Below are 17,854 nucleotides of genomic sequence, written 5' to 3'. Positions count from 1 at the left end.
AAAACCTCGTATAATGAACCGCATCTTCAAAAATAATTGGTATGGCCTCTGCATTCTGGTGCTGGCAGTGCTTGTTTCCTGCAACGGCAACACGGAAAAAGAAACACAGGAGGCCTATATTCATGAGCTGACTTTTAAGCCCGGGGAGGAAGCCAGGGTATTGGAAGCCCTGCTCACGATCAGGGATAGTACCAGCATCCTGCTGAAAGCCGGATTGTACAAGTTCGATAATTTAAGTATTGTAAAGGCCAAACAGGTACAGCTTAAGGGTGAGGGAAGGGACAAGACGATCCTCGATTTTTCCGCACAATCCCAGGGGGGCGAGGGGATCCGTATTACCGATGTTACCGGGTTCTCCATATCAGACATGACGATCCGGGATTCCAGGGGCGATCTGTTGAAGATCAATAAAAGCCGGGATATAGTGGTGCGGGAACTGAATGCCATCTGGAAAACCTCCGATTCCACCAGCGGAGGCTATGCCATCTACCCGGTACTCTGTAAAAAAATACTGGTAGAAAATTGTTATGCAGAAGGCGCGTCGGATGCCGGTATCTATATAGGCCAGTCGGACAGCGCCGTGGTGCGGCATTGTAAGGCGGCTAAAAATGTAGCTGGCTGCGAAATTGAAAATACAACAAATGCTGAGGTATACAATAACGAGTTTTACGATAATACGGCCGGCTTCCTGGTATTTGATCTGCCCGGGCTGTCGCAAAGGGGCGGACATGTAAAGGCATATGATAATTATCTGCACGATAATAACCGCATCAATTTTGCAAAGGCCGGCAGCTTTGGTACCTCCTGGGGGGTAGGAAACGCGGCCCCCGGAAGCGGTATCATCATATTGGCCACTTCAAATGTGGAGCTTTACCGCAACCGGGTCATCAATAACAATTCATCTGCCATTACCATTGCTTCCGGCTTTGCTGTTGGTGAAACACCGGATAAAATCAATGACCAGTATTTTCCGGTATCAAAGCATATCCGTATTTATGAAAATACACTGGAAATGGGACCTGCATTTCCCGGGCCGGCAGCCCTGCATCATATCGGAAAATTGCTAATGGGCATTGAGCAGCAACTGAATCAGCAGGACCCCGGGCGAAAGAACAAACGCATTCCCCTGATCATGTATGACGGCATTTCTACCAACCTGCTCACAAAGGGAACAGCGGCTAACCCAGACAGTATTTGCATTGCACAAGCCGGTGATAATTTGTTTGTAAACGCCGATTTTTTAAACATAGAAAAACCGGCGCTCTGGAAACCATCCACGGATATGGCCGCCTTTATTTGTAAATAATCTTCAGGAGGGACCGTGCAATAAGTATTATCAATATAAATGTTCTTACGAACCATGCGTACATATCAGATGATAGCAGCGGGTATACTCGCCGGCTTTGGAATGTTGCTGCTGCAGCAGTGTAAGGGGAAACCGTCAACCGGGAGTGATGCCCCGCGCCAAACAGGCTTTGAATTTAAGAACAAGCTCTCCGACTACGGTTTTTTTAAAGGCGCGATTAAAGAACTGGTGCCCAATAGCGGTGTGGTGCGTTACGAATTGCATACGCCCTTGTTTACCGATTATACCGTCAAAGACCGGTTTATTGTATTGCCTGGCGACAGCCAGATGCATTATGTTTCCCGGGGGCCGCTTCAGTTTCCGGACGCAACCGTTATTATTAAGAACTTTGCCTATACCAATGAGCAACATCAGAAAGTGATGATTGAAACACGCCTGTTGGTAAAAGATCCGGCCGATCATGAATGGAAGGTGATGAATTATTTATGGAATAAAGAACAGACCGATGCGGTAAAACATATTACGGGAGCCCGGGTGCCCATCCGGTTTCTCGACGACCGGCAGGTGCCGGTTTCTACCATATACCAGGTGCCCAATACCAACGACTGCAAACGGTGTCATACACAGGAGGGGGCATTAATGCCGATAGGCCCCAAGGCCCGGAACCTGAATTTTTCACCCGCATTTTTAGGCAGCAACCAGCTGGCCGATTGGGTGAACCGCCATATGATTACCGGTGTGCCCGATGTAAGCACTGTAGAGCAGCTGCCCGCCTGGAATGATGCGCAGCATTATACCCTGGAGCAGCGGGCGCGTGCGTATCTGGATGTGAATTGCGCGCATTGTCATACCCGTTCAGGAGATGCCTATAACACCGGCCTGTTCCTTGAATATGAGCAAAAGGATCCGCAGGCATTGGGTATTTTAAAATCACCGGTATCAGCCGGTGGTGGTGCCGGCGGCCTCAACTATGACCTGGTTCCCGGAGATGCGACACATTCCATTTTAGCTTACCGGATGAGTAGTACGGAACCGGGAACGGCCATGCCCGAATTGGCGCGTACCGTGATCCACAAGGAAGGTGTAAAGCTGATAGTGGACTGGATCAATGCCATGCCGAAACGGACTGCAAAATAGCGTGCAACCGTTTGCACGCCAAAGTTCAATGTCATATCAATATTTTCTGCTAATATCGCTTAGGGATTGGAAAGACCAGGTTGCTTGCTGCCGTTTTGCTGATGGAGAGGATGATTGCTGAAGATACGCATAGACCGCGTATCCAAAGGAGTAGCTCCCGGACTTAATATAAATATAATTTGATTTTAAACGATGGCGTAACTGGATGTAATATTATTGCAATGTATTTCATACCGCTTCCTGGTTTCTACCGGGGTAAAATTTTATCATGATCGATTACAGGCAATATAGTGATGAGGAATTGACGGGGTTGCTGAAAGAACGGGACCGGGCGGCGTTCAATGCCATCTATTCCCGTTATGTTTCCCAGCTGTACCGCTATGCATTTAACATCCTGAAAGACGAGGAGGAATGTACGGATGCATTGCAGGATATATTTGTATGGTTATGGGTGAATCATGACAAACTGAACATCACCTGCTTAAAAGCCTACCTGATGGCGGCTGTAAAATATAAGCTTACAAGAGTGATCTTATCCAGCAAGAGGAGAACGGCGATCCTGAACCAGGCATTTGCAAAACAGGCGGTTGCAGAGGCAGCCCGGCTGGAAGAAGACATTGAGATCAAAGAGCTGAAAGCCGCTATTCATGATTTTGTAAATACCCTGCCGCAACGGGCACGGGAAATTTATCAGTTAAGCAGAGAGCAGTACCTGAGCAATAAGGAAATTGCGGCCCGCCTGGGTATTGCCGAAAAAACGGTTGAAAACCAGATGACCATTACGCTGAAAAAACTAAAGCTACACCTGGGCAAAATGTCCTTCTGGAGTGTTTTTCTCTAGCGGATTTTCCGATAACCTATTAATGGAAATCGCAGCCCCGCCTTGGACTGCAGGCAGGGGTACCTTCAAAATTTTACTGCACCGCCCGTGATACCGGGTATTGAATCGCCTCTTTAATATAGGCTTCCGGTTGCAATATCCGGGTATAATGATGCCTTGCTGCTATCGTTTTTTGTTGCCGCAAAAAAAAAGTTAAAATGTCTTTGGGGGATGTGATCCGGTGATGTCTCTTTAATATAGGAGCAGCCAAATGCCCGTTAAATATGGTAAACCAGGAGGAACTTATAAAGATCATTCAGCGCATCGAACAGGGCAATGCTTCTGTTGAGGATCTCCGGGTTTACAATGCCTGGTGCAATCAGCAGCAGGAGGACGAAGCGGATACGGCTGATCTTCCTGCGAAGGAGCAGCAAATGTTCCGGGAAATCAACCGGAGAATAGACCGGAAGATACCTCCGCTGAAATCCTGGCTCCGTATTGCAGCGGCTGCAGTTGTATTTGCGGCCTGTTTAACCGGTGTGATCCGGTGGATGCATCCCTCCCGGAAGCAAGGGCCGGAGATAGTTGCTGCGCCGCATCCCGATATTGCACCCGGTACTAATATGGCTACGCTGGTGCTGGTTGATGGTCGTCGTATCCTGCTTTCGGAAGCCGGTAACGGAAAGCTGGCCGATCAGAAAGGAACAGTGATCACCAAAACAACAGATAGCACCTTGGTTTATCAGCTGGCGGTTTCCGCTCCGGCAAATCATCCGGCTGCTGCGGGCGGCGCCTTTAATACGCTGATCACGGCCCGGGCCCAGCAATACGGCATTATCCTGCCCGACGGTTCAAAAGTTTGGCTGAACGCCGCCACATCATTAAAGTTCCCGGTGAATTTTAACGGGTTAAAGGAACGGAGAGTGGAGCTGGAAGGTGAAGCCTATTTTGAAGTGGCCAAGGACGCCCGCAAACCCTTTATTGTACACTCCGGGCGGCAGGATATAAAAGTACTCGGCACGCATTTCAATGTAAGCAGTTATAAAGACGAACCGGAAGCAAGAACCACACTGCTTGAAGGGTCTGTAAAAATCAACGGGCGGCAAACATTAAAACCCGGGGAGCAGGCAAAGGTAGATCGCAGGGGTGTAGTTGCCATTTCAAAGGTGAACGCAGACGCTTCTGTTGCTTGGAAGAACGGTTATTTTGAATTTAACGATGAGAATGTATACGAGATCATGACCAAGGTAGCACGTTGGTATGATGTACAGGTGATTTATGAGGGCGATATGCCATTGGATAAAATGAAAGGCGCTATGTCGCGCTTTCAGAACGTATCCGGTGTGCTGGGGATCATGGAAGCCACGGGATTGTTTTCCTTCCGTATCGACGGGAAGAAAATCTATGTAACCCGGACCTGATGGTGCGCCGTCGGGGCTTCAAAAAATTGACATTTATTCATAATTATTAAACCAGGCGTATGGACAGGTACTGCACTTAACCAGCGGCATAGGGGATCGTTTGCGATTTTTTCAATGCCAGAAACAGCGCAGCGGATATCAACGCGGCGCATCACTACTACAATTAACTAATGTTTTAAAATGAATCGTATGTGTTTTAATAACAAAACGGGATGTTCCGGCACCCGGCCCGGGAGCCGTGTCTTATTGATGAGAAAGGTGTTTTCCTGCCTGCTGCTGCTTTGCTTTTTGCAGGTAAGTGCCGGCGGCTATGCCCAGCGGCTAAGCCTTTCGGCACGCAATGCTTCCTTTGAAAAAGTAATGGAAGATATCCGCACGCAAACCGGATATAATTTCTTTTATGTAAAATCGCATTTACGCAATGCCAAACCCATAACGGTCAGCGTTTCCAATGTTTCGCTGAAAGAGGCCATGGACGCGGTTTGCAAGGATCAGCCGGTGACCTACGAGATCAGGGACCGGGTAGTGATTATAAAAAAGCGGGATGCCGCTGATCCGGCCCGCCTTACGATCGCCGATCAACGGGTTACCGGCCAGGTAACAGGGGAGGGCGGAAGGCCGCTTGCTGGTGTAAGCATCCGGATCAAGGGCACTTCTGTTGGAGTGGTTACAGCCGAGGATGGCCGTTTTTTTATTGATGCACCGGAAAACGGTACGCTGGAGTTTTCTTATGTGGGATACATTACTCGGGAGGTAAAAATCAATGCTACAGACCTGGGCAATATACAACTGGTACCCGGCGATAAAAACCTGGATGAGATCGTGGTGGTGGGTTTTGGCGTACAAAAGAAAGTAAACCTTACCGGAGCGGTGGATATGATCACCTCCAAACAACTGGAGAGCCGGCCCATTGCCAACCTGGGAGCGGGGTTACAGGGATTGATCCCCAACCTGAATATCACCATATCAAATGGACGGGCTACAACCAACCCCAACTTCAATATCCGCGGCTTTACCAGTATCAATGGTGGCGACCCATTGATCATTGTAGATAATATCCCCTACACGATGGCGGAGGTAGCCCGCATCAACCCCAATGATGTGGAAACGGTTTCCGTGTTAAAAGATGCGGCAGCCGGTGCTATTTACGGCGCCCGGGCCTCGTTTGGCGTGGTATTGATTACCACCAAGAAGGCCAAAGGCAGCAAGCTCAATGTAGCGCTGAACGCCATGGTGGGTTACCGCTCATTGGGGAAACTGCCGGATTTTATTACCGATCCGTATGAGGTGATGGATATTAAGAACGAGGCCGGAAAGCCGTTATACAATCTTTACCCCGAAGCTGCCCGGGAATATGCAAAAAAACGGTCTGAGGATCCCTCATTGCCCGCCGTGATTATTAGCCCCACCAATGCCAATAACTGGGCCTATTATGGATCTACCGATTGGTTGAAAGAAGCCTATAACAACAGTGCACCTACCTACAATGCCAACCTGAGCATTTCCAAGCGTTCGGATAAGCTGAGCTACTATTTTTCCGGGGATTATTACCGGCAGGATGGATTGCTGAAATTTGGTAATGATACCTATAAGCGCTATAATGTAAGAGGCAAAATAGATTTTGATGTAACCCGCTGGCTGCGGTTTTCAAACAATACCCTGCTGACCAGTACCGATTATGAAGCGCCGGTTTCCCTCGATGGGGATTTCTTCTGGAACGTGAACCGTACCAACTCCCTCGATGTGCCGAAGAATCCTGATGGAAGCTGGACAAGCGCCGGTGCCAGCGTGCTGGGCGTGCTGCAGGAAGGCGGCCGCCGCAGAGACAAGCTGAATGAATTTCTTACTACGTTTTCGGCAAAGGCGGCGCTCATCGAAAATGTATGGGACTTTAATGCAGATGCAACATTCAGAAGAGGTTCGGGTCTTATCCGTTCGTATGATGTGCCGGTAGCGTATAAAACAGGACCGAATAACCCCGTTCAGTACACCTTCGCCAATACGGGCACATGGGCCCAGGATGAAAATACAACCACTGCGTATAATGTATTTAATATCTATACCGATTTTCATAAAAATTTCGGAGCGCATTACCTGCAGGCACTGGTAGGGTTTAACCAGGAATATTTTAATTACAATAATTTCTGGACCCGCCGCACCGGGTTGATCTCTCCCTCGCTGCCTTCAGTAGCCACATCTACCGGAACGGTTACCAATAATGAAACCATCAGGGATTGGGCCGTACAGGGTGTGTTTTCAAGACTGGCCTATAACTACCGGGAAAAATACCTGCTGGAGTTGAACAGCCGGTATGATGGTTCATCCCGTTTTCCGTCGGGTAAGCGATGGGGATACTTCCCCTCTGCTTCTGCGGGATGGGTGCTTTCACAGGAACGCTTTTTTGAGCCGGTGAAGCAGGCACTGGCATTGGATCTGTTTAAGCTGAGAGGTTCGTATGGTACACTTGGTAACCAGGCCTCCGTATCTGAATACGGGTATATTCCAACGATGAGCAACGGACAGGTGGGCTATATTTTAGGAACCGGAAGACCCCAGGCGGTATATGCTCCGGGAGCCGTTTCCGATAATTTTTCATGGGAAAGTATTGCAACGGTAAACCTTGGTATCGACCTGGCATTGCTCCGGAACAGGCTGTCTGTTAATTTTGATAAGTATACCCGTTATACCAATGATATGTTAATTGCAGGTAAAACGCTTCCTGCAGTATTCGGTACGGCCGTGCCCCAGGAAAATGCGGGCGATCTGAAAACAAAAGGATGGGAGCTGCGGGTGAACTGGAGAGATAACGGCGAGTTGGCCGGTTCTCCCTTCTGGTACAACCTGGCCCTTACACTGGCCGACAGCCGTTCCTGGATCACACGCTTTGACAACCCCACAAAATCATTGGGTGGAAGTTTTGGCAATAATTATGTTGGAAGAGAGATCGGCGAGATCTGGGGAGCAGACATTATCGGGTTTTTCAAGGACGCAGCGGATATTACCAATTCACCCAATCAAACGGCTATGGGAACCGATGATCAGTCGTACAAATTCTACCCCGGAGACCCGAAGTTTGCAGACCGCAACGGCGACGGGAAAGTAGACATGGGTAAGAAAACCGTAGATGATCCGGGTGATATGCATATTATCGGAAACAACAGGGCCCGCCTTCCGTACAGCGCCGATCTTTCGGCAGGCTGGAAAGGGGTCGACCTCCGGATCTTTGTGCAGGGGATCGGCAAAAGAGACTGGTACCCCGGGGCTTCAAATATTTATTTCTGGGGCGTATTTGCACAACCCTGGACAAACCCAACGGTGCAGAACGGCGATTACTGGACACCGGACAATCCTGATGCTTATTTCCCGGCGGTACGGGCGTATTCAGCCGAAGACGGGTATCAGCAGTTGGGTATTCCGAATAAACGCTACCTGCAGAACGGGGCCTATATGCGGGTGAAAAACGTAACACTGGGGTATACATTGCCGCAGACTTTATTAAGAAAGGCCGGGTTAGATAAAGTACGTTTCTATGTGAGTGCGGAGAATATTTTTGAGATTTCACACATTAAAGTAAAACTGGATCCGGAATCGCTGGGAGATGGCAACCGGCCACAAGCCGCCTATCCGTTCCAACGGACTTATTCCTTTGGAGTAAACATGAACTTTTAATGCACTAAACTTTTTGAAAATGAAACGGATTTCATACATATTATTAGCAACAACATTGTTGGGCGTTTCCTGTAAGAAAGAGTTTTTACAGCGGAATCCTCAAACCAATGTAACCAAGGAAGAATTTTTTAATACGCCGGCAGACCTGGAAACCTATACCAACGGCCTTTACACCCAGCTTAGAGCAACCTGGGCCGATGTATTTATAGGAGATAAATTTTCAGATGACATATCGGTTTTTACAGGCGGAAGCGAGGTGGATAATTTTATCCGCGGCGGTATTACACCTGCTACTGTAGGCGGATGGAATACCTGGAATCAGCTGCGCAGCATCAATTATATGCTGGATAACGCAGGCAAGACCACCGGCGACCAGGCTGCGATTAATCATTATATTGGTATCGCCCGTTTTTTCAGAGCCAACTTTTACTATAAAATGGTAAAGCGTTATGGTGATGTACCCTGGTATGGGCATGTAATGGGTACCAAGGATGAAGACATGCTTTATAAAGCCAAGGACCCCCGCACTATGGTGGTAGACTCCATCATGGCAGACCTGGAATATGCCGCCGCCAATGTACTGCCGGCACGTACCAACAACACCTATGTTACAAAATGGGGCGCGTTAACATTGCTGGCAAGGATCGCATTACATGAGGGGACTTACCGGAAATATCATACAGAATTAAACCTGCAGGCTTCGGCACAAACCTATTTGCAACGTGCCATAAGCGCATCGCAGGAAATCATCAGTAACGGCGGCTTTGACATTACCGGCAGCGGCGCCGCTGGTTACAGGGCCCTGTTCTCCAGTGCCGATCTGTCTGCAAATAAAGAAGTGATCTTTCTTCAAAAAAGCAGCAAAGATCTGGGTGTTACCAACAATACAGGGGTAGTGCTCGACTGGCAATGGGCGTTGAATGGCCGTCTTGCAGACGAGTTTTTAATGAATGACGGTACTCCGTTTACTTCAGTTCCGGGTTATGATAAAAAGACCTTTACTGAAATATTTGCCAACCGGGATCCGCGCCTGGCCGAAACCATTATGCCGCCGGGCTTTACCACTACACCTACAAATAGTCCTTATGTAACCCGGCCGAGTTTTGGCGGATACCTGCAGGTGAAATTTTATCCCCGCGACCCGGCATTGCGCGGTGGGTATGATCTGAACTATACGGATCTGCCTATTTTCAGATATGCCGAGGTATTATTGATCAATGCGGAGGCAAAAGCAGAATCAGGTACGTTGGCCCAAACAGATCTGAACGCTACGGTAAACAAACTGCGGTCCCGCGTAGGTATGCCAGCATTGGATATGGCAGCAGCAAATGCCGCGCCGGATGCGTACCTGGCGGCAGCGTATCCGTTGGTGACGGGCAGTAATAAAGGGGTGATCCTTGAAATCCGCAGAGAGCGCCGCGTTGAGCTGGCCTGTGAAGGATTCCGCCTGGATGACCTGTATCGCTGGAAATCCGGTGCACTCCTGGCGCAAAAGCCGGTTGGCATATATGTGCCTGCCCTGGGCGCATTGGATGTTACCGGTGACGGTGTGGCCGATATCGCTATCCTGCAATCAAAAACAGATGAAAGTCCTATAGCAGGGCTGCCGGCTTCGGTAAAGGATAAGCTTACAAAATATTATATCTCCGACGGCGATTTTATACTGTCCAATGGCACATCCGGTCAGATCATGTTCACCAAGGATAATACATCGCCCCGCAGTTTTATAGAGCCGAAATATTATTATTTCCCCATTCCGCTTGAACAAACGGTATTGAATAAAAACCTTACACAACCCACAGGCTGGCAATAACGAGGATCATTAAACCAGGAAAAAGCTTTTCAGAATGAAAGGCTTTTTCCATTTTATAAATAGTACCATGAAACGCAGCAGTTTTTTAAAAAGTATGGCTTTAACAGCGGGAGGGACGGCCCTTTCCGGAACGGCAGCAGCTGCCGGTACTTACCATTGCTCATATTACGGATGTACATATACGGCCGGATGAAGGAGTGCCGGAGCGCTTTGTAAAATGCCTGGAGGAGATTAAAAAAAAGAAGGTTGATTTTTTCCTGAATGGAGGCGACTCCATCCATGCCGCCGATTATAAGGATATTACGCGCGAGCGGGTATTGGAGCAGTGGAAATGCTGGGACGAATGTATGAAGGCCCTTAAAGGGTATGAAGTATATAGTTGCGTGGGCAACCACGATAACTGGTGGGCGGCTCCTTCGAAGGATGATGCCATGTACGGGGTTAGCTATGCGGCAGAACGGGCGGGGATGCCACACCGTTATTACAGCATCGATAAAAAGAACTGGCGGTTTATCATTCTCGACGGGAATAACAATGGCATTTCGCTGGACAATGAGCAGTTTCAATGGCTGCAGCACCAGCTGGAGTCTGCACCCGCCGGAATGCATGTATTGCTGATGTCGCATTTTCCCATTCTTACCGTTACCAATACCTGGGAAGGCGGTCAGCACAAGGATCATAAGGAACTAAAGCAATTGTTTTATAAGCATAAGGATAAAGTGCGGGTTTGTCTTAGTGGTCATCAGCACCTGCTGGACCGTGCCTGGTACAATGATGTCGATTACTTTTGTAACGGAGCCATGAGCGGATTCTGGTGGGGAAAGGGCAATGAAAAATCAGCAGCGCCCTATTATTACCAGGAAACACCGCCAGGTTACGCCCTGCTGAAGTTGTATGCCGATGGAAGGGTAGCGAATGAATACGTCGTGCATCATTATTGATGCGATGGTGTTGGCGGGCCAGCGGCTGCAACAACTAAAAGAACCATTAAGGCATTAAGATTGGTTAAGAAAGATAAATAACGTAACTACACGTAATGCCTTAATGGTTTTTATAACCTGTTTTAATAACGGGTCATGCGCAGGAACACAGTTTCATAAAACAGCTGTTCATGTTTACTTGCGGGTTACCAGGTAACTTCCAACTTCCTTTCCTGAATCGTCCAGCATGCGAACGCGGACTTCTTTCCTGGACGCACTTACCTGGGTGATGGTGCGGGTGCCCTCTCGGGGGCCGCCGCCAATGATGATCGGGTAGTGATTGCCGTTCTTGTCGGGAGCGTGCACCTTATACCGGTGGGTATGGCCGCTGAGTACGAGGTCTACCTTTCCTTTGTTCAGCAGCGGTTCAAACACCTGGGTGCAATGCACCGCGCCATGGGCATCTCCGGAGTAACGGGGTGGTATATGCATCATTACAATGCGGAACGGCGCATTTTTAAAAGCCTTACTGCCAATCTCCTGCTCCAGCCATTTGGCCTGCTCCAGGCGGTAGGTATCGAAATCTACAATGCCGGCATACACAGGGTGTGTGTCTTCCTTGTCTTCACCGGTATCCAGTATTACAAAACGCACGGGGCCTAGTGTAAATGCGGTATGCCCCACATGGTGAAAATACGAGGAGAAATCGCGTGCAAACTTTCCCCGGGTTTCATGGTTGCCCCGTACATATACAAAGGGTAGATTCCTGGCAAACATATCGCAGGGTTGCAGCATATGGTCGATGATCTGTTGTTCATCGGTTTGATAGTCGAAGATATCGCCGTTGAAAAAAACAAAATCGCGCTGATTGCCTTTGTCCAGGTTCAGCAGGTGGGGGATGGATTGGGGACGGTCATGGATGTCGTTCAGCATTACAAAGGAAACCGATTCTTTTGCAATGTCGGTATTTACGAATTGCTCGGTGTTCCCGGTCAGTTCTTCTCCATAGGTAAGCTTATAAGGCTGGAAGTCCTTTATCTCTTTTGATGCGATCTGGTAATAATAAGTAGCCCCGGGCTTCAGGTTGGTAAGGGTTACACAATTGATCCTTCCGGCGGGTTTTAATCCCAGTTCGCTTTTTCCAAATGCCTTTTGATCCAGCGCTCCGGCCGAAGTGCCGTAATTGACCCAGCTTGCGGCGTTCTTATTGGTGATCCATAAAATGGAGATGCTGTTTCCAAAATTCGTCTGCAGATAGGGGCCTGCAAGGATCTTAAAACCTTCCTCTTTTTCCGTTGCCGCTGCCAGCGCCTTTTGGGGATTCAGCAGGGCTATACCTCCCAGTGCGAGGCTTCCTTTTAAAAAAGACCGGCGGTTGTCTTTTAATACATTTGTTTTCATGATAAATGGAATTGGTTGTGGCAGCAAAAATGAGGGATTTATTTCGCTTTTCGCAAAGAATCTCAGGGATGTTTAACCGCGGGTACAGAGGCTCGTGGAGGGGGACGGATATCCGTTGCTGCTTGCGGGGATGGGCTTATTACAGTTAAATATTAACCGCAGAGCGCGCAAGGATCACGCAAAGTACCCGATGGCAGGTTGAGCCGGTATCATAGTGCTCCTTGGGAACATTGCGATGCCCTTGCGATCTTGGCGTTTAAAAATAGATCCGAAGTTGGTAAGTTTCACTGCTGAAGCTTCCTGCGGTTTTATTTTTAAACGCCGGGCGCGCAGGGATCGCGCAAAGTACGCAAAATATAGTACCCCGTGCTTGTTGCATTCTTGTGTTTTTCGCCTGCTTCAGGGTAATGGAGGGGGACGGGTATCCGTTGCTGCCTGCGGGGATGGGCCTATTGTTGTTAAATGTTTAACCGCCGGGCGCGCAAGGATCACGCAAAGTACGCAAATAATACCCCGTGCTGTTGCATTCTTGTGTTTTTCGCATGCTTCTGGGTAATGGAAGCGGACGGATATCCGTTGCTGGTTGCGGGGATGGGCCTGTTGTTGTTAAATGTTTAACCGCTGGGCCCGCAAGGATCACGCAATAGACGCAGAGGTATACAATAACCAGCACCTTGCCGTACTCTATGGTTGCTCGCAGGCCTCACGGTAAAGCAAACCACAGCGGACATACTTTGCGAAAATTTGCGAAACTCTTGTGGCCTTTGCGGTAAAAGAAGTACACCAAGATAAGAGCCCTTTAACGGCGTTGTTTCAAAAACTGCGTTTCTTCAGTTGCAACCTTAACCGGCAGGTGTGTACATACCGTTTGCCGGGGAGGCGCTTAACCGCAGGATCGGTTCTAATACCTCTGCCTCATAGGCCCCCAGTAACCGCTGGCTTTTTTTGCCGGAACCGAAATCTTCACTGATAGCGTAGTTTTTTATAAACTGCTTTTTTCTTGCCCCCATTGCATAATACCAGCTGCCTTGTTCCGAACTGGTAAAGATCACCAGCTCATCCAGCGACATTAACCGTTTTTTCGGAAATGGTATATTGGTCTTATAAACGGCATTGCTGGGTTTGTCAAACTCATAACGCACATTTACCCGGAAGATAAAATCATAGAGCCCATGCAGGAGCAGGTAAACCAGCAGCGCATAGCCCAGTACCCGGCCGCCCTCGCCCAGTTGCGCATAAAAAATGAAAAGACCCGCGGCGATGCCCGCCATCGCTATTATAAACCAAAACAGGCTTTTTAACAGATGATAATGGGGTTGTAAGGAAATGGTTTGTGAAGTTTCCGCTACTTTATATTTATCTCTTGCTGTCATAATTGTTGATGATTTCGTCGATTTCGTTTAAAATACGCTGCATGGCCCTGGTGGTAACACCCTGGGCAATGAGCGCCCGCCTGGTTTTTCCATCTTTGAGGTAGCAGATGTTCAGCGACGTGTTGGTTGTAAAGAAGCCCTGTTTTAACTGGTGCAATTCGAAATTTTGAAAATCGGCCAGCGGGATCCGGACGGCGGGGCGCAGTAGCGCGGCCTTGGCCCGTATTTCCTGGTTGTTTAAATCAATGATCAGCGACCGGGAGATCATTCCCGCAAATCCCAGTATCGCAAATCCCAGCACCAGCCAACCGATAACAGGATACTTGCCTTCCCGCAATATAAAAAAGCTGAGCAGGGGTAAAACAATAATGAGGGCAATGGGAAGAAAATAGGAGGGTTTCATTTTGTAAACATTGCCCTCCGCTGTAAAGTGTTTTAATGATTGCATGTGTTGTTTTTTATAGAATATTGATGGGTGAATAACGTAACGGATGGCCGCACACCGGTTTGCCCGGTGTGTAGCCATGAATGTTTTGTTGTTGTGTGATATGCCGGGCTGCGGGAAAAAGAGCAGGGGATGAACCATTTTGTTGCTCTTTTTTGACCGGAGGGTAGCGGAGTGCGTACAGCCGGAAATGTAAAATGCGGCAGGTACCGCTATCCTTTCTGTTGTGTAAGCGGGTTGGATTTAGAATGCGATGTCATCTGCAATATTTCCGCCTTGTTCTTTTGCAAACTTTTCCGAGTATTCCTTTTGCTTTTGCAACTGGTAGTCCATATAATGTTGAATTTCGCTGCTGTTGAATTGCTGGTTTTGCGCCGTCATCCAATCCATAGCCACCGCCTGGAAATCGGAGAGGTTGATGCCGAAGTTTTCCAGGATCCATTGTGCGCCATCCAGGCCGTACTCATAGGCCGCCGTTCGTGCACCACAGAGTTCCTCGTAAAAATACCGGTCGGTTTTTAACTGCTCCAGGTTGGGATTTCCTTCCGCGGTAGCTGCAGCGCCGGATTTCAGGTGTGCCAGTTTGGGATGCTGGCCCGCGGTTGCAAAGTATTCGCCATACTTGGTCATAATACCAAAGCTGGCATCTTCTTTCATCCGTTCCGGCCACAGGATGTTCACTTCTTCCCACACCGCTTTTTCGATGCCGATGGCCTTTAAAATGGTTTCCTCCGGAACGCCCTGTGCCATTGCATGCGCAATGCCGGCATAGTCATAAAGCGAAATACCGTGAATGGGTTCGTACAGCGGGTTTCCTTCTTCTTTAACCTGGTTGAATCCCTGGGTAGCATAGCCGGTTAATTCTAAGGAATTGGCCATTTCAAATTGTACAAGCTGGTCGTAATTATGACCATTCCACTGGAGGTATAATTGTGTAACGGCTTCCCGTTTCAAATTCCGTTTTTCGTTCTCGCTCAGGGCCTCATCCTGGTTGGCCAGCATTTCTTCATAATGCCGGTTTGCCGCAGCATCAAATGCATCTTTGGTATAATGTGTGCCGTGCTGGGTGTGGGGGTCAAACTGGTATTGCGTTCCTTGTACAGGAACGTTATCATCGTCATTGTCGTCATCATCCGCTTCGTTGTCATGCCGGGCGGCCTGCTGCTGAAATGGATTGACTACCGGCTCTTGTTGTTTTTGCTGATCAGCGTCATTGCCCAGGATGTTGTTCAGGAATTTTTTAAACATAATGTTCACTTTTAAATATAATTGAATAGATGGTTTGTCAGACAGATCTGTTGAAGTCGTCGAGCTGTCGCTGGTAAAATTTTTCATTGGAGGCGGCCATATCGGGCACGATTCGGTTCCATTCATCGAACATGCTTCGCAGGTAGTGGCGATAGAGATCCGCATCTTGCCCGGCGTCCTTGCGATAGGCATCCAGCAAATGCGCAGTTCGTTCTTCAGCAAGGTCCCGCGCAATCCAGTTAAGGCTCTTTGCCAGGGTGCTGGGCTCATAGGTGTTTTGCGTGCGGCATGCGGGGCATTGCAGATAGCTGGTGGTAAAATAAATTTTTTCCAGGTAAATCGGCGCACCACATTGCTGGCAGCTGAACTGGTTTTTCACCTGTTCATGTTCCTCCAGGATCTTCTGATACAGGGCTTCATGGTCTTGTTTGGTGGCCGCTTCAAGTTGATCCTGCCAGCTATGACAGGAGTCTTCAAACCGGCGATAACGTTCGGAGCAGGTTTCGATAAACTGTAGGGCCACGGCATAGTTGACGCCGGCGTTCTTCAGCTGCCGGTAAAAAGGACGGATCTTTTGTTCTTCTGTTTCCCGGGCTTTTTCCTGTACCTGGTTGATCTGCCCGCGGATACCGCTCCATACCTGGCCGATATTGGCTTCGTATATGGAATCGGTGCTGCTGCGCATGGCTTTGAGCTCGGGTATCGCGGCCAGACAAAGTGCTTCTACCCGTTCCTCCAGTTTCTGAAGAAACGTAAACCAGCGATCCTGCGTTTCATGGATCTGCTGCGCCCATTCCGGTGATACCGGGTCCCCGGCCTCCTTTTTATTGCTGAATAAACCAAACATGGCAGATTGTTTTTAATATTATTGAAGCGTTGTTGATTTCCCGGATCCGTTTTTTCAGACGTCCTTTTTATTATTGATAGCGTGCATCCTTCATGGATGGCATTTATTGGTTTTCCCTGGAGTTGTCTTCCTTTTTGATATGCAGCCCATCCGTAAGGGTTACCTGCAGAAATTCAAAGCCACAGTACGCACAATGCGTAAGACCGTCGTCTTTTGCCCGGCCGGCTCCGCAGTTCGGACAGGTGCGGGTACCAATGCTGGCTTCTTTTTCCGTTACAGGTCCGCCGTATTTTTCCTGGGCCTGTGCTTTGGCCTTCAGCTTTTCTAAAAAGGATTGTGCTTTTTTTTCTTCCATTATAACTGCGTTAAGAGTTCGGTTTTTTTAGCTTTGTATTCCTCTTCATCAATCAGCCCGTTTTCAAAAAGTGTTTTGAGCTTCTGAAGCTTTACGGTAATGTCTTCCTGTGGTGGTGGCGCGGCGGCCTGTGGCGTTGCGGAATTCGGCTGATGTTGCTGAAGCTGGTTCATCATCAGCCCCATGGCCACTGCCGTTTGGGCGGCTTCGTTCAAAGCCGTGCCTTTATCGCCAATGGCATTGGCGGTATTAAATTTTGTAAACTTATCCATATCCGTTACCATATTCATACTGGTAACCTTGTCGTAGAATGCAGTTACTTCTTCCGGGAGGGTTACACTGGTAATAATAAACTGCGTCAGCTCCAAACCCAATGTGGCAAAATAGGGCTTCAGGTGTGGCTCGATCTTTTTTCCCAGGTCGGTTATATTGCCGGCAACCGCCGTAACGGGGATCTGTTCCTTGGCCAGTACTTCTCCAAATTTCGGTGCTACAAAATCGCGCAGCTGGGCCTGTAATTCAAAGATGGTCAGCTGGGGAAAGGTGCCGGCATAGGTTCTGAAGAAAGTGCCTGCATCCGCAATCCGGATATCAAAACTGCCAAAGGCGCGTATACGTACCTGCCCAAACTGCGGATCGCTCATTAAGATAGGTGCGGGCGTACCCCATTTGTTATTGATAAAATGATACGTATTAAAAAAGTAAACATCGGCTTTAAAGGGGCTTTCAAAACCATACTTCCACCCCTTGAGCCGGCTGATGATCGGAATGTTTTCTGTTGACAGCGTATGCAGCCCGGGCGAAAAAATATCCGCCAGCTGCCCTTCGTTCAGCAACAGGGCCTGCTGACTTTCTCTTACGGTTAATTTAGCGCCGTTTTTGATTTCCTTGTCCTTGTCGGCAAATTTCCACATCAGAAGATTCGGGTCGGGCGTGGGCGACTCTATGATTTCAATAAAAGGTAAGCTCATGTTTTAATTTTTAAATTCCGGTTGACTGAAGAGGTCTGTTAATTCATTCATAAGTTCCTGCAGGGTCCTTGCAGACCCTGCCTGTGAAAGTACAACCTTTTTCGGTTTCCCGTTTGTGTAAAAATGGG

Annotated in this window: 14 protein-coding genes; 7 read left to right on the top strand and 7 right to left on the bottom strand. The window is 48.5% G+C overall.

Annotated elements, in window-relative coordinates; translation table 11 throughout:
- The first annotated feature begins 13 nt into the window (after nt 1-13).
- From LQ567_RS07695 to LQ567_RS07665, 7 genes are all read left to right on the top strand, one after another.
- Nucleotides 14-1,306 carry a parallel beta-helix domain-containing protein gene (locus tag LQ567_RS07695; RefSeq protein ID WP_231003808.1) on the top strand — a complete coding sequence of 431 codons (1,293 nt, stop codon included), beginning with the start codon at nt 14-16 and terminating at the stop codon, nt 1,304-1,306.
- A gap of 54 nt (nt 1,307-1,360) precedes the next feature.
- Nucleotides 1,361-2,443, top strand: a complete 1,083-nt coding sequence (locus LQ567_RS07690) for an SO2930 family diheme c-type cytochrome (protein ID WP_231003806.1) — start codon at nt 1,361-1,363, stop codon at nt 2,441-2,443.
- Between the two features lie 268 nt (nt 2,444-2,711).
- On the top strand, nt 2,712-3,284 hold the full coding sequence (locus LQ567_RS07685) for an RNA polymerase sigma-70 factor (protein WP_231003804.1): 573 nt from the start codon (nt 2,712-2,714) through the stop codon (nt 3,282-3,284).
- A 263-nt stretch (nt 3,285-3,547) separates the two neighbouring features.
- Nucleotides 3,548-4,684, top strand: a complete 1,137-nt coding sequence (locus LQ567_RS07680; RefSeq protein WP_231003802.1) for a FecR family protein — start codon at nt 3,548-3,550, stop codon at nt 4,682-4,684.
- Between the two features lie 249 nt (nt 4,685-4,933).
- Nucleotides 4,934-8,353 (top strand): SusC/RagA family TonB-linked outer membrane protein, encoded by a 3,420-nt coding sequence (locus LQ567_RS07675; protein WP_231003800.1) that lies wholly within the window; start codon nt 4,934-4,936, stop codon nt 8,351-8,353.
- A gap of 19 nt (nt 8,354-8,372) precedes the next feature.
- Nucleotides 8,373-10,166 (top strand): RagB/SusD family nutrient uptake outer membrane protein, encoded by a 1,794-nt coding sequence (locus tag LQ567_RS07670; protein ID WP_231003798.1) that lies wholly within the window; start codon nt 8,373-8,375, stop codon nt 10,164-10,166.
- A 140-nt stretch (nt 10,167-10,306) separates the two neighbouring features.
- Complete coding sequence (locus tag LQ567_RS07665; RefSeq protein ID WP_262909586.1) at nt 10,307-11,107, top strand: metallophosphoesterase family protein; 801 nt, start codon at nt 10,307-10,309, stop codon at nt 11,105-11,107.
- Nucleotides 11,108-11,281: 174 nt separating this feature from the next.
- On the opposite strand, the gene LQ567_RS07660 is transcribed toward LQ567_RS07665, so the two are convergent.
- From LQ567_RS07660 to LQ567_RS07630, 7 genes are all read right to left on the bottom strand, one after another.
- Complete coding sequence (locus LQ567_RS07660) at nt 11,282-12,487, bottom strand: purple acid phosphatase family protein (RefSeq protein ID WP_231003793.1); 1,206 nt, start codon at nt 12,485-12,487, stop codon at nt 11,282-11,284.
- A gap of 842 nt (nt 12,488-13,329) precedes the next feature.
- Nucleotides 13,330-13,860 carry a hypothetical protein gene (locus LQ567_RS07655; protein ID WP_231003792.1) on the bottom strand — a complete coding sequence of 177 codons (531 nt, stop codon included), beginning with the start codon at nt 13,858-13,860 and terminating at the stop codon, nt 13,330-13,332.
- A complete protein-coding gene (locus LQ567_RS07650; protein ID WP_231003790.1) occupies nt 13,844-14,308 on the bottom strand; it encodes a hypothetical protein in 465 nt (154 codons plus the stop codon). The genes LQ567_RS07655 and LQ567_RS07650 overlap by 17 nt, the downstream gene beginning before the upstream one ends.
- Before the next feature lie 240 nt (nt 14,309-14,548).
- Nucleotides 14,549-15,553 carry a DUF6620 family protein gene (locus LQ567_RS07645; RefSeq protein WP_231003788.1) on the bottom strand — a complete coding sequence of 335 codons (1,005 nt, stop codon included), beginning with the start codon at nt 15,551-15,553 and terminating at the stop codon, nt 14,549-14,551.
- A 37-nt stretch (nt 15,554-15,590) separates the two neighbouring features.
- Nucleotides 15,591-16,400 (bottom strand): hypothetical protein, encoded by an 810-nt coding sequence (locus tag LQ567_RS07640; RefSeq protein ID WP_231003786.1) that lies wholly within the window; start codon nt 16,398-16,400, stop codon nt 15,591-15,593.
- Between the two features lie 103 nt (nt 16,401-16,503).
- Nucleotides 16,504-16,755, bottom strand: a complete 252-nt coding sequence (locus LQ567_RS07635; protein WP_231003784.1) for a transposase — start codon at nt 16,753-16,755, stop codon at nt 16,504-16,506.
- Nucleotides 16,755-17,726 (bottom strand): SPFH domain-containing protein, encoded by a 972-nt coding sequence (locus tag LQ567_RS07630; protein WP_231003782.1) that lies wholly within the window; start codon nt 17,724-17,726, stop codon nt 16,755-16,757. The genes LQ567_RS07635 and LQ567_RS07630 overlap by 1 nt, the downstream gene beginning before the upstream one ends.
- Between the last annotated feature and the right edge of the window lie 128 nt (nt 17,727-17,854).

Source organism: Niabella pedocola, from assembly GCF_021044425.1.
GTDB lineage: Bacteria > Bacteroidota > Bacteroidia > Chitinophagales > Chitinophagaceae > Niabella > Niabella pedocola.
The sequence above is the reverse complement of the archived record's forward strand: the minus strand, read 5'-3'. Positions and strand labels throughout refer to the sequence as shown.